The organism is Mycolicibacterium sichuanense, from assembly GCF_033741125.1.
In the GTDB taxonomy this organism is placed as follows: domain Bacteria; phylum Actinomycetota; class Actinomycetes; order Mycobacteriales; family Mycobacteriaceae; genus Mycobacterium.
Genome location: NZ_JAWQPU010000001.1, coordinates 1339605 through 1351461 on the forward strand (window position 1 = coordinate 1339605; position 11857 = coordinate 1351461).

14 protein-coding genes are annotated in these 11857 nt (G+C 68.7%); 9 read left to right on the forward strand and 5 right to left on the reverse strand.

What is annotated here, in order from left to right; translation table 11 throughout:
- The first annotated feature begins 33 nt into the window (after window positions 1–33).
- Window positions 34–1341: a DUF1254 domain-containing protein gene (locus tag SBI80_RS06475; protein WP_318973545.1), complete on the forward strand. Its 1308-nt coding sequence runs from the start codon at window positions 34–36 to the stop codon at window positions 1339–1341.
- A 4-nt stretch (window positions 1342–1345) separates the two neighbouring features.
- Here SBI80_RS06475 and SBI80_RS06480 read toward each other — a convergent pair whose 3' ends face one another.
- On the reverse strand, window positions 1346–1765 hold the full coding sequence (locus SBI80_RS06480) for a MarR family winged helix-turn-helix transcriptional regulator (RefSeq protein ID WP_318973546.1): 420 nt from the start codon (window positions 1763–1765) through the stop codon (window positions 1346–1348).
- 45 nt (window positions 1766–1810) lie between these two features.
- On the opposite strand from SBI80_RS06480, the gene SBI80_RS06485 reads away from it, so the two are divergent.
- The 4 genes from SBI80_RS06485 (at window position 1811) to SBI80_RS06500 (ending at window position 4963) form a co-directional block, all read left to right on the forward strand.
- Window positions 1811–2500 (forward strand): class I SAM-dependent methyltransferase, encoded by a 690-nt coding sequence (locus tag SBI80_RS06485; protein WP_318973547.1) that lies wholly within the window; start codon window positions 1811–1813, stop codon window positions 2498–2500.
- 208 nt (window positions 2501–2708) lie between these two features.
- Window positions 2709–3464 (forward strand): UMP kinase, encoded by a 756-nt coding sequence (pyrH, locus tag SBI80_RS06490; protein WP_318973548.1) that lies wholly within the window; start codon window positions 2709–2711, stop codon window positions 3462–3464.
- A 28-nt stretch (window positions 3465–3492) separates the two neighbouring features.
- Window positions 3493–4050 carry a ribosome recycling factor gene (gene frr / locus SBI80_RS06495; RefSeq protein WP_318973549.1) on the forward strand — a complete coding sequence of 186 codons (558 nt, stop codon included), beginning with the start codon at window positions 3493–3495 and terminating at the stop codon, window positions 4048–4050.
- A gap of 13 nt (window positions 4051–4063) precedes the next feature.
- Complete coding sequence (locus SBI80_RS06500; RefSeq protein ID WP_413232667.1) at window positions 4064–4963, forward strand: phosphatidate cytidylyltransferase; 900 nt, start codon at window positions 4064–4066, stop codon at window positions 4961–4963.
- On the opposite strand, the gene SBI80_RS06505 is transcribed toward SBI80_RS06500, so the two are convergent.
- Window positions 4874–5806 carry a DMT family transporter gene (locus SBI80_RS06505; RefSeq protein ID WP_318973732.1) on the reverse strand — a complete coding sequence of 311 codons (933 nt, stop codon included), beginning with the start codon at window positions 5804–5806 and terminating at the stop codon, window positions 4874–4876. The genes SBI80_RS06500 and SBI80_RS06505 overlap by 90 nt on opposite strands.
- A gap of 171 nt (window positions 5807–5977) precedes the next feature.
- Between SBI80_RS06505 and SBI80_RS06510 the strand changes: the two genes are divergently transcribed.
- Complete coding sequence (locus tag SBI80_RS06510) at window positions 5978–6829, forward strand: LysR family transcriptional regulator (RefSeq protein WP_318973551.1); 852 nt, start codon at window positions 5978–5980, stop codon at window positions 6827–6829.
- Window positions 6830–6843: 14 nt separating this feature from the next.
- Window positions 6844–7935: a dual-specificity RNA methyltransferase RlmN gene (rlmN, locus tag SBI80_RS06515; RefSeq protein WP_318973552.1), complete on the forward strand. Its 1092-nt coding sequence runs from the start codon at window positions 6844–6846 to the stop codon at window positions 7933–7935.
- On the opposite strand, the gene SBI80_RS06520 is transcribed toward rlmN, so the two are convergent.
- Window positions 7932–8186, reverse strand: coding sequence for a DUF2631 domain-containing protein (locus SBI80_RS06520; protein WP_318973553.1), 255 nt, complete (start codon window positions 8184–8186; stop codon window positions 7932–7934). The two genes, rlmN and SBI80_RS06520, sit on opposite strands and share 4 nt — an antisense overlap.
- Before the next feature lie 71 nt (window positions 8187–8257).
- Window positions 8258–9550, reverse strand: coding sequence for a cryptochrome/photolyase family protein (locus SBI80_RS06525; RefSeq protein ID WP_318973554.1), 1293 nt, complete (start codon window positions 9548–9550; stop codon window positions 8258–8260).
- 100 nt (window positions 9551–9650) lie between these two features.
- Between SBI80_RS06525 and puuE the strand changes: the two genes are divergently transcribed.
- Window positions 9651–10541, forward strand: a complete 891-nt coding sequence (puuE, locus tag SBI80_RS06530) for an allantoinase PuuE (protein WP_318973733.1) — start codon at window positions 9651–9653, stop codon at window positions 10539–10541.
- Between the two features lie 53 nt (window positions 10542–10594).
- Window positions 10595–11362: an SDR family oxidoreductase gene (locus tag SBI80_RS06535; protein ID WP_318973555.1), complete on the forward strand. Its 768-nt coding sequence runs from the start codon at window positions 10595–10597 to the stop codon at window positions 11360–11362.
- Between the two features lie 33 nt (window positions 11363–11395).
- On the opposite strand, the gene SBI80_RS06540 is transcribed toward SBI80_RS06535, so the two are convergent.
- A complete protein-coding gene (locus tag SBI80_RS06540) occupies window positions 11396–11836 on the reverse strand; it encodes a nitroreductase family deazaflavin-dependent oxidoreductase (RefSeq protein WP_318973556.1) in 441 nt (146 codons plus the stop codon).
- Window positions 11837–11857 lie beyond the last annotated feature (21 nt).

Genomic DNA, 11857 nt, shown 5'->3' on the forward strand with positions numbered 1-11857 from the left:
CCGATCGCGGGGGTCAGGGAACTGGAGGCGACCGTGAGCACCCTTTCCGATGACCTGCGGACTCTGAGCTACGAGGCATTCGTCTACTTCTATCCGCTGGTGACGATGGACGTCACGCGGCTGCAGGTGCTGAACATGCCGGAGGGCAGTGGACCCGGAGCGGGACCGCCCAATCGCTTCTCGCACCTGCGCGCCTTTCCGACGGCCGACTTCCGCGCCGTGGTTCGGCCCAACTTCGACACGCTGTACTCGTCGGCGTGGCTGGACCTCACCGCCGGGCCGGTCAAGCTGACGGCACCGGACACGAACGACCGGTACTACATGCTGCCGTGCCTCGACATGTGGACCGACGTGTTCGCCAATCCGGGCAAGCGCACGACGGGGACCGAGGCCGCGGAGTGGATCGTCGTGGGCCCAGGGTGGGACGGGGAGCTGCCCGAAGGGTTGCCGGTGATCACGGCGCCAACCCCACACGTGTGGATCATCGGACGTACCCAGACCAACGGCGTGGCCGACTATCCGGCCGTCCACGCGGTGCAGGACGGTTACGTCATCACCCCGATGGTCGACGCTCCCCGGTTTCGGGTGAATCCCGACCACGACGTCACCACCGAGCCGTCGAAGAAGGTCAATGGGATGGCCGCGCTGGACTTCTTCCGCTACGCCGCCGACCTGCTCGCCGTCAATCCGCCGCACGCCACCGACTTCTCGCAACTCGCCAGGATCGCCAACCTGGGGATCCGCGGGGGAGAGCCCTTCGACTCGAGTCGTTTCACCGCCGACGAGCGGCGCGAGATCGAGGCGGGCAAGGCCGACGCGCTGGCGGACATGTTGGCGTCACTGCCTAGGCTCGGCACCAGCGTGAACGGCTGGACGGTGATGACGGACGAAATCGGCGTGTACGGGAATGCGTACTTCAAGCGCGCGGTCGTCACCCTCGTCGGCCTCGGCGCCAATCCGCCCGAGGACGCGGTCTACCCGCTGCTCACCGTCGACGCCGACGGCGATCCCGTCGTCGGAGACCGCGACTACGTCATTCACTTCGCGGCCGATGCGTTGCCGCCGGTGTCGGCGTTCTGGTCGGTGACCATGTACGACGCCGAGGGATACCAGGTCGCCAACGAACTCGATCGCTTCGCCATCGGCGATCGTGATGCGCTGACCTACGGTCCCGACGGGTCACTGACCCTCTATCTGCAGCACGCGAATCCGGGGCCACCGCGGGAGTCCAACTGGCTCCCGGCTCCACTGGGCGCACTGGGGGTGACCATGCGGTTGTACGCACCGAAGGCCGAGGTTCTCGACGGTCGTTGGGTTCCGCCAGTGGTCAGCAAGGCCTGATTGCTCAGCTCAGTTCGGCGAGCAGCTTCTTGAACTCCGCCCGTTGCGCCGGGGTCAGCGGCTCGAGCACGCGGCGCTCCGCCTCGCGCACCCCGTCGTCGATCCGTTCGAGCAGGGCCCTGCCGTCGCGGGTCAACTCGGCGGGCAGCGACCGGCCCGACGACACGCTGGCCGGGCGGGTGACGAGATGACGTTCCTGCAGACCGCGCACCACCATGTTCATCGCCTGGGGCGAGACCATCACGTCGCGGGCCAGTTCGGCGTTGGACCGGCCGGGGCAGCGCGACAGGATGCGCATGCAAATGTATTGGGGGAACGACACTCCCATGGGTTCGAGCGCGATGGACGTGACCTCGGTCCGCAGCGCGGTTGCCAGCCGGTGCAGCAGGTAACCGAGCGGCTCGTCGGCCTCGTCGTGTCTCATCTCAATAATCTTGACATATATCAATCAGGTTGATATTCAGGAGGGATGACGAACCCGACCGACGCGATGTTCGAATCCGCCTACCGGGGTGAGGCCCCTGAGATCGCCGAGGGCACCAAACCGCCGTGGAGCATCGGTGAGCCACAGCCCGAGATCGCCGCGCTGATCGCAGCGGGCGCGTTCCACGGCGACGTCCTCGACGCCGGCTGCGGCGAGGCAGCCACCGCGCTGGCGCTCGCCGAGCAGGGGTTCACCACGGTCGGCCTGGACCAGTCGCCGACGGCGATCGAACTCGCCCGCGCCGAAGCGGCGAGGCGCGGGCTGACCAACGCGAGTTTCGACGTCGCCGACATCAGCGCGTTCACCGGCTATGACGGGCGCTTCGGAGCGATCGTCGACTCCACGCTGTTCCACTCCATGCCGGTGGCCCTGCGCGACGGCTATCAGCAGTCCATCGTGCGAGCGGCCGCACCCGGTGCGTCGTACTTCGTGCTGGTCTTCGACCGTGCGAGCCTGCCCGCCGACGGTCCGGTCAACCCGGTCACCGAGCAAGAGCTGCGGGACGTCGTCGGCAAGTACTGGGTCATCGACGACATCCGGCCGGCCCGCATTCACGCCAAGGTTCCCGAGACCGCCCGGGAACACTTCGCGGGATTCGCCGGCCCCGGCGTGCGCGACGAACCCAACGGGCGCATGTCGGTGGGGGCGTGGCTGCTGCAGGCCCACTTGGGCTGACGAGCGCTCGCGCGAGGAACCGACGTTCCTGACGAGCGCTCGCGCGAGGAACCGACGTTCCTGACGAGCGCTCGCGCGAGGAACCGACGTTCTCCTGACGCGGCCCGCCCCCCTCGGCGCCCCCAACCCAGCCGTTTGGCAGGATTGGGGGCGCCGAGCACTTCAAGGCCGGGGCGGCTGCCTCGGGTGGGTGACCCGAAGGAGTTTGATGGCGGAGACGGTCCTGGCAGACCCGGCCGATCGGTCCGGTTACTCGCGTGTCCTGCTCAAGCTGGGCGGTGAGATGTTCGGCGGCGGTCAAGTGGGCCTGGATCCCGACGTCGTGGCGCTGGTCGCGCGGCAGATCGCCGAGGTCGTGCGCGACGGCGTCCAGGTCGCCGTGGTCATCGGTGGCGGCAACTTCTTCCGGGGTGCCCAGCTACAGCAGCGCGGCATGGAGCGCAGCAGGTCCGATTACATGGGCATGCTCGGCACGGTGATGAACAGCCTTGCGCTGCAAGACTTCCTGGAGAAGGAAGGCATCGACACCCGCGTGCAGACCGCCATCACCATGGGTCAGGTCGCCGAGCCGTACATTCCCGGCCGGGCCCGGCGTCACCTGGAGAAGGGTCGCGTCGTCATCTTCGGTGCTGGCATGGGCCTGCCCTACTTCTCGACGGACACCACGGCTGCCCAGCGCGCGCTGGAGATCGGCGCCGACGTCGTGCTGATGGCCAAGGCCGTCGACGGCGTGTTCACCGCCGACCCCCGCCTGGACCCGGATGCCGTGCTGCTCACCTCGGTCACGCACCGCGAGGTCATCGACCGCGGGCTTCAGGTCGCCGATTCGACGGCGTTCAGTCTCTGCATGGACAACCGGATGCCCATGCTGGTGTTCAACCTGCTCACCGACGGGAATATCGCCCGCGCGGTGGCAGGTGAGAGGATTGGCACACTGGTCACCACCTGGCGGGTGGACGACTGAGTGAGCGCCGGCGACGGGAGAACATGAATTGATCGACGAAACCCTCTTCGAGGCTGAGGAGAAGATGGAGAAGGCGGTCTCGGTGGCGCGCGACGATCTGTCCTCCATCCGTACGGGGCGAGCCAATCCCGGCATGTTCAACCGGGTCAAGGTCGAGTACTACGGTTCGCCGACGCCGATCACCCAGCTCTCCAGCATCAACGTGCCGGAGGCCCGCCTCGTCGTCATCAAGCCCTATGAGGCCAGCCAGCTCCGCAACATCGAGGATGCGATCCGCAACTCCGACCTCGGCGTCAACCCGAGCAACGACGGCAACGTCATCCGCATCTCGGTCCCGCAGCTGACCGAGGAGCGCCGCCGCGAACTGGTCAAGCAGGCCAAGGGCAAGGGCGAGGACGCCAAGGTGACCGTGCGCAACATCCGCCGCAAGGCCATGGAGGAGCTCGCCCGCATCAAGAAGGACGGTGAGGCCGGCGAGGACGAGGTGGGTCGTGCCGAGAAGGACCTCGACAAGAGCACCCAGACCTACACCGCGCAGATCGACGATCTGGTGAAGCACAAAGAAGGCGAGCTGCTGGAGGTCTAGGTCGCCGTCAGACCTGACCTTCAGCAACAGCACGGTGGCAGACACCGATACGGCTCCCGCCGAAGGAGCTGACCCCGTCGAGCCCGCCAAGAAACAGGGCCGGGCCGGGCGAAATCTTCCCGCCGCCATCGGCGTCGGAGCCTTCCTCGGCTTCGGCGTCATCGCCATCCTGGTGTTCGCCCCGCTGGGGTGGGTGCCCGTCGTCGCCGCGGCCATGGCCGTCGCGACCCACGAGGTCGTCCGTCGCCTGCGCACGGCGGGGTACGCCATCCCCATCGTTCCGCTACTGGTCGGTGGGCAGGCGATCGTCTGGCTGACCTGGCCGTTCGGGGCGACCGGTGCCTTCGGTGCGTTCGGAGCCACCGTCGTGGTCTGCATGATCTGGCGTCTGCTGTCGGGGGGACTGAAGAACGCGCCGGAGAACTACCTGCGCGACGTCACGGCCACGGTCTTCCTCACCGCCTGGATTCCGCTGTTCGGCGCGTTCGGCGCGCTGCTCGTCTATCCCGACGACGGCCGCTGGCGAGTGCTCTGCCTGATGCTCGGCGTCGTCTTCTCCGACATCGGCGGATACGCCGCGGGCGTGTTGTTCGGCAAGCATCCGATGGTCCCGGCGATCAGTCCGAAGAAGTCGTGGGAGGGCTTCGCCGGCTCGCTGATCTTCGGCACGGCGGCCTCGGTGCTCGCCGTGTCCCTCCTGCTCGACAAGCCCGCCTGGGTCGGGGTGCCGCTCGGTCTGATGCTCGTCCTCACCGGGACGCTCGGCGACCTGATCGAGTCCCAGGTCAAGCGCGATCTGGGAATCAAGGACATGGGCACGCTGCTACCCGGGCACGGCGGCCTCATGGACCGGCTCGACTCCGTCCTGCCGTCGGCGGTCGCCACCTGGGTCGTCCTCACGCTGCTGGCGTGAACCGGAGGCGTTGAGCCAGCACGCCGCGGCGCCGAGGGCCAGACCGACGCCGGTGCCGACGTCGATGCCCTGGCCCAGCATCAGCCACGACAGCACGCCGGCAACGGCCGGGATGACGCAGAACAGCATCGACACCGCCGCGGCACCGTGCAGGTTGATGGCGCGGACGTACAGCGAGACGCCGAGGGTGGCATTCAGCAGCACCACGCCGGCGACGGCGAACACCGCCTTCACCGGATCGTGGATGGCGAAGTGGGTGGTGAGCGACAGCACGGCGGCGGGCAGGAACGCCACCGCGTTCTGGATCGAGGTCGAGGCGCGGAAGTCGACGTCGGCGCAGAATCGCTGCTGGTAGACCCCGCCGGCCGCCAAGCCGATCAGCGCGACCAGGAGCAGTAGCACCGCCGGGTCCAGGCCCTTCTCGGCGATCAGACGGCTGGCGCAGGCCGCCAGCACCGCGGCAACCCCGAGCACCAGGGCGAGGATCCGCCGGAGGTTGAGGCGGTCGCGCAGGAACGTGGCGGCCAGCAGCGCGGTCGCGACGGGGTTCATCGCGACGACCACCGCGCACAGCACCGCCGGGGCGCCGTGTTCGATCGCCAGGTAGAGCGCGCAGAACTGCACGGCCTGCATCAACAGGCCGGCGACCGCGACGTGGCCAAGCTTGCGCGCCGACGGCATCGCCACATGCGCGATGCGGGCCCAGGCGCCGAGGATGGCCGCAGCGAGGCCGAACCGGAAGGCCAGCACCGCCATCGGGGACATGGCGTTGACGGCCATGTTCCCGATCGGGTAGCCGAGGGCATAGAAGAACGTGACGGCCGAGGCAGTACGCAGCGGCATCCGGGTGGGCGTCATGGACTTCATGGTCGGGGGCCGCCGAGGCTGCCGTCCAACGAATATCTTCGATCATGACCGATCGTGATTGCTGATCGGTCGGTTCGGCAGGGTGTACGAGTTGGCGCCACGACACGAATCTTTGATCGTTTCTACTGATCGGAGTACTTTGGTCGGGTGCCCCAGGTCCTCGACATCGCGCCCCTGCGCAGTGTGGTGGCCGTCGCCGACTGTGGCGGATTTCACCGCGCTGCGACCGTGCTGAACCTCACGCAGTCCGCGGTCAGTCAGCACGTGCGCCGGGTCGAGGCCGTCGTCGGTGGTCCGGTCGTCGAGAAGTCCGGCCGCGGCGTTGCCTTCACCGAGCTGGGGCACCGGGTGCTGGCGCACGCGCGCACCATCCTGTCCGCCCACGACGCTGCGCTGGCCGACCTCGGGGCGGCCGAGGAGCGGGTCCTGCTGATCGGGGCCACCGAACACGGCGCCGACGTCATGCTGCCCGGGCTGACGGGCGCGCTGGGGGACCGGCTGCCGGCCTGGCGGCTGCGGTTCCGGCTGGACCGCAACGTGATGCTGGCCGACGCCATCGAGCATGGGGCCGTCGACGTGGCGGTGATGCTGGACGGTTCGGGCCTCGACCCCGCGAACGCCTCGGGAGTCGTTGCGCTGAAGTGGATTTCTAGTCGCACGTTCTCGATGCCCGGGAACGAGCCGCTGCCCGTGGTGATGTTCTCCGAACCGTGCACGCTGCGCGAGCCCACGTTCGCCGCCCTGGACCGCATCGGGGTGCCCTACCGGATCGCCGCCGAGAGTTCGGACCTGTCCGGTCTGTTCGCCGCGGTGCGTTCCGGTCTTGGCGTCGCGCTGCTGCCGATGATCGGCCGGTTGCCGGACGGCACCTGCCTGGTCGAGGGACTGGCCCCGACCAGCCGGGCCACGGTGTTCGTCCGGGGGCGCTCCGGCGTCGATCCCGAGGTACTGGAGGCCGTCGACCAGGCGGTCCGCGACGTCTTGAGTGAGCAGGCCTGATAATGAGCGGAACCATGAAGATTCCCCTGGTGTTCGAGGCACCGCGACGAGCGAAGCCGCCGCGGCACTTCGCCGACCTCGACGACGACGCCAGGGCCGCCGTGGTGGCCGAGCTCGGCCTGCCCGCCTTCCGGGGCAAGCAGCTGGCCAACCAATACTTCGGCCGGCTGATCGCCGACCCCCGGGCCATGACCGACCTGCCCGCCGCCATGCGCGAGCAGGTTGCCGGCGCGCTGTTCCCCGACCTGCTGGCGCCCGTCCGCTCGATCGAATGCGACGGGGCCGAGACCCGCAAGACGCTGTGGCGGGCGGTGGACGGCACCACCTTCGAGTCGGTGCTGATGCGCTATCCCCAGCGCAACACCGTGTGCATCTCCTCGCAGGCGGGTTGCGGCATGGCGTGCCCGTTCTGCGCTACCGGCCAGGGCGGTCTGACGCGCAACCTGTCCACCGCGGAGATCCTCGAGCAGGTTCGCGCCGCCTCGGCCGCGATGCGCGACGAACACGACGGCAGGCTGTCCAACATCGTCTTCATGGGCATGGGTGAGCCGCTGGCCAACTACAACCGCGTGCTCGCGGCGGTCAAGCGGATCATCGCGCCTCCGCCGCACGGCTTCGGGATCTCGGCGCGCTCGGTGACCGTCTCGACCGTCGGGCTCGCCCCGGCGATCCGCAAGCTCGCCGACGAGCGCCTCGGGGTCACCCTCGCCTTGTCGCTACACGCTCCCGACGACGAGCTGCGCGACACGCTGGTGCCGGTGAACAACCGGTGGAACGTCGGCGAGGCGCTCGACGCTGCGCGCTACTACGCCGACGTGACGGGCCGGCGGGTGTCGATCGAGTACGCACTGATCCGCGACGTCAACGATCAGGCGTGGCGGGGTGATCTACTCGGCAAGAAGTTGCACGGTGCGCTGGGTCCGCTGGTGCACGTCAACGTCATCCCGCTGAATCCGACGCCCGGCAGCAAGTGGGACGCCAGTCCCAAGGCCGCGGAGCGCGAGTTCGTCAAGAAGGTGCGCGATCGCGGGGTCTCCTGCACGGTCCGCGACACCCGGGGCCGCGAAATCGCCGCAGCCTGCGGCCAACTCGCGGCGGAGGGCTAGCGGGTCCAGCCGCGCTTGCGCAGCCACCAGTCGCGGAACGCGATCCCCAGGATCACGATTGCGAAGCCGATCAGGAAGACGTCCTCCACGTGGCCCTGATGGTTGCCGCGCAGCATGCACAGCATGAAGATCGCCGAGAGGATGCCGCCGATCTGGATGGCGCGGTGATTCTCCTTGGACCAACCCCAGTTCGCCGACGGCACTTCCTCGACGTCGACGCCGGTGTGTCGTTCGACCTCGGTGTTCGCCACGCTCGCTCCTCAGGTTCCCGGTTTAACTCGCGATCATTCTGGCACACCCGATCATCGGGGGCGCAGACGTCCTAGCGGACCGCCTCGTACCTCCGCAGGGCCTCGGCGCGCTCGGCGGCGTGGTCGACGATCGGCTCGGGGTAGTCCTCGCCACCGAACTCGGGCACCCATCGCTGCACGTAGGCGCCGTCCGGATCGAACTTCTTGCCCTGGGTGGTCGGGTTGAAGACCCTAAAGTAGGGCGCCGCATCGGTTCCGCAGCCCGCCGCCCACTGCCAGCCGTGCTGGTTGCTGGCCATGTCACCGTCGGTGAGCTGCTCGAGGAACCACCGCGCTCCCCATTGCCACGGCAGGTGCAGGTCCTTGACCAGGAACGACGCCGTGATCATCCGCACCCGGTTGTGCATGTAGCCGGTCTCGGCGAGCTGGCGCATGCCTGCATCGACGATCGGGAACCCGGTCTTGCCGGCCTTCCACGCCTCGAACCGCTTCTTCGCCTCGGCATCCTCGTCGACGTCGATGCGGTCGAAGGCCTTGTTCCAGTTCCACCATGCGCTGCGCGGCCACGAGTACAGGACGCCGGCGTAGAAGTCGCGGAAGGCCAGCTCGCGCAGGTAGGCCTGGGCGCCCTGGCCGCTGCCGAGATCGGCCGCCATCGTGCGGGGGTGGATCGTTCCGAACTTCAGGTGCGCCGACATCCGGCTGGTGCCGTCGTGGTCGGGCCGGTCGCGCTCGGAGGAGTAGTCCGACAACGACTTCTCGACGAAATCCTTCCAGCCCCTGCGCGCGGCAGCCTCACCCGCGGGGTGGTCCAGCTCGGCATCCCCGGCCGGAATGTCGATGCCACCGTCGACGTCGCCGGGGTCGATCCAGGTCGCCGACTTCGCGTCGGTCCGCGCGGGCTTGCGCCAGCCGTGTTCCCGCCACGCCGAATAGAACGGCGTGAACACCTTGTAGGGACTGCCGTCCCCCTTGGTGACCCGGCCGGGTGACACCAGGTACGGCGAACCCGACGCCTCCAGCGGCACGTCGCCGAGGGCGTCGCGGACGGCGTCGTCGCGGCGCTGCCCGAACGGTGAGAAGTCCTCCGTCACGTGTACCGACGTCGCCTCGATCTGCTTGGCGATCGCCGGGATTCGGGTCTCCGGACGTCCCTGCACCACCAGCAGGCGACCGTCGAGGCCGTCACGCAGTTCCCGCAGTGAGTCGTACAGGTACTGCAACCGGCGCGGGCCGGCGCTCGCCTTCAGGCGCGAGTCGAGCACGTAGCAGGCGAGCACCTCTTGGCCATCCCTGGCACCGTCGAGCAATGGGGGCAGGTCGTGCAGACGCAGATCGCGACGGAACCACAGCAGCGAGGTCATGCATCGATCTTGCCCGTATTCGGCCGCCGAAAAACCCGGTAAGGCGATTCGCTGCGACAATGCACTCGTGACGCCGACGACCGATGACTACCCCCGCGACATGGTGGGCTACGGACCTCAACCCCCCGACCCGCGCTGGCCCGGTGGCGCCAACATCGCGCTGCAGTTCGTCCTCAACTACGAGGAGGGCGGCGAGAACAACGTGCTGCACGGCGACGAGGCGTCCGAGACGTTCTTGTCCGAGATCATTGGGGCCCAAGCCTTTCCGAACCGTCACATGAGCATGGAGTCGCTCTACGAATACGGTTCGCGCGCCGGGCTGTGGCGGGTACTGCGGTTGTTCGACCAGCGCGAGCTGCCGCTGACCATCTTCGGCGTCGCTTCGGCGCTGGCCCGCAATCCCGCGGCGGTTGCGGCGTTCCAGGCGCGCGGCGACGAGATCGCCTGCCACGGGCTCAAGTGGCGCAGCTACCAGATGGTCGACGCCGACACCGAGCGTGCCGAGCTGGCCGAGGCGGTGCGCATCATGACCGAACTGACCGGTTCGGCACCGCTGGGCTGGTACACGGGCCGGGACTCGCCGCAGACACGCGAGCTCGTCGTCGAACACGGCGGGTTCCTCTACGACGCGGACTCCTACGCAGACGACCTGCCCTATTGGACCCGCGTCGGGGGCGCCGACCATCTCGTCGTGCCGTACACCCTGGACACCAACGACATGAAGTACGTCTCGGCAAGCGGCTTCCCCAGCGGATCCGAATTCTTCACCTACCTGCGGGACGCGTTCGACGTGCTGTACGCCGAGGGCCTGGCCGGGTCGCCGAAGATGCTCTCGGTCGGGCTGCACTGCCGCCTCGTCGGACGGCCCGCGCGCATCGCCGCGCTCGGGCGATTCCTCGACCACGTCCAATCGCACGACGGGGTGTGGATCACCCGGCGGGTCGACGTGGCCAGACACTGGATCGAGCACTTCCCGCCGCAAGGTTCCTGACCGGCTTCGGTGGAGTTGGACTCTCCCGCGGGGGGAGACCGCACGCTGGTGGCATGACCCATGACGACCTCGACGGCCGGCTGGCCGTGGTGACCGGTGGAACCAAGGGTGCGGGTGCGGCGGTGGTGGCGCGCCTGCGGGCAGCCGGGGCGCGTGTGATCGCCGTCGCGCGCCACGCCCCCGTGGACGCCGCCGACTTCGTGACCGCCGACGTCGCCTCTGCCGACGGTGCGCAGGACGTCGCCCGGTACGTGACAGCCCTTGGTGGTGCCCAGATATTGGTCCATGTCGCTGGCGGATCCAGTTCTCCTGCAGGGGGATTCGCGGCCCTGAGGGACGCCGACTGGCTCGCCGAACTGCAGCTGAACCTGCTGGCCGCCGTGCGGTTGGACAGGGCGCTGGTGCCGGCCATGCTCGACGCCGGGGCGGGTGCGGTCGTGCACGTGGGGTCGATCCAGAGCCGCCTGCCGCTGTACGACGGCACCCTGGGGTACGCGGCCGCCAAGTCGGCGTTGCGGACCTACTCCAAGGGACTCGCGAACGAGCTGGCGCCCAGGGGAGTTCGGGTCAACACGGTGTCGCCCGGCTTCATCCAGACGACAGCGGCCGACGAACTGGTCGCCAGGATCGCCGCGGCCTCCGGCACGGACGAGGGTGCCGCGCTGCAGACGCTGATGGACTCCCTCGGCGGCATACCCCTTGGCCGACCCGCCCGACCGGCCGAGATCGCGGAGGTCGTCGGCTTCCTGGTATCCGATGCCGCGTCGTCGGTGGTTGGCGCCGACCTCGTCGTCGACGGTGGCACCGTCCCGACCACCTGACCCGCCCCCGCCCCCTTCCTCGAGTGTGCGTGATCAGGCCGGGTCGAACCGGAAGACCGCCAATCGCCCTGCCAGTGACTCGAATTCGTCGGGCGTGCCCTCGGTCACCAGACCGCTGCGCTTGGCGAAGCCGACGCCGACGGGCACCTTGACGGCGAACGCGCGTAGGACGGGCTTGGCCTCGGCGGGGGTGAGTTCGACGATCCGGACCCGTCGCGAGTGCCGCCCGCGTGCGAGGGTCCCCGATCCCGCGGCCCTGGCGTTGGCTGCCCAGTCCGCACGCGGGTAGCCGGCCACCGTGTACAGGCCGCCCTCGTGGTCGAACGGCGTCATCGGCGTCTGGCGCGGCTGCCCCGAGCGGCGCCCCGGCACGGTGAGCACCATCGACGGTCCGGTGGGGACGCCGAACCTCTGAAGGGCTATCACCACCTTGTTCATCGTCTTCAAGAAGCGCGGCGGCCGTACGTTCGACATGATCGTCCTCCCTTGTCCATC

What these genes read in the sequence shown, in the direction of transcription:
- pyrH (WP_318973548.1), top strand. Translation starts at nt 2,709, where the DNA reads ATGGCGGAGACGGTCCTGGCAGACCCGGCCGATCGGTCCGGTTACTCG.
- SBI80_RS06505 (WP_318973732.1), bottom strand. Translation starts at nt 5,806, where the DNA reads ATGCCGCTGCGTACTGCCTCGGCCGTCACGTTCTTCTATGCCCTCGGC.
- SBI80_RS06525 (WP_318973554.1), bottom strand. Translation starts at nt 9,550, where the DNA reads ATGACCTCGCTGCTGTGGTTCCGTCGCGATCTGCGTCTGCACGACCTG.
- rlmN (WP_318973552.1), top strand. Translation starts at nt 6,844, where the DNA reads ATGAAGATTCCCCTGGTGTTCGAGGCACCGCGACGAGCGAAGCCGCCG.
- SBI80_RS06480 (WP_318973546.1), bottom strand. Translation starts at nt 1,765, where the DNA reads ATGAGACACGACGAGGCCGACGAGCCGCTCGGTTACCTGCTGCACCGG.
- puuE (WP_318973733.1), top strand. Translation starts at nt 9,651, where the DNA reads ATGGTGGGCTACGGACCTCAACCCCCCGACCCGCGCTGGCCCGGTGGC.
- SBI80_RS06535 (WP_318973555.1), top strand. Translation starts at nt 10,595, where the DNA reads ATGACCCATGACGACCTCGACGGCCGGCTGGCCGTGGTGACCGGTGGA.
- SBI80_RS06540 (WP_318973556.1), bottom strand. Translation starts at nt 11,836, where the DNA reads ATGTCGAACGTACGGCCGCCGCGCTTCTTGAAGACGATGAACAAGGTG.
- SBI80_RS06485 (WP_318973547.1), top strand. Translation starts at nt 1,811, where the DNA reads ATGACGAACCCGACCGACGCGATGTTCGAATCCGCCTACCGGGGTGAG.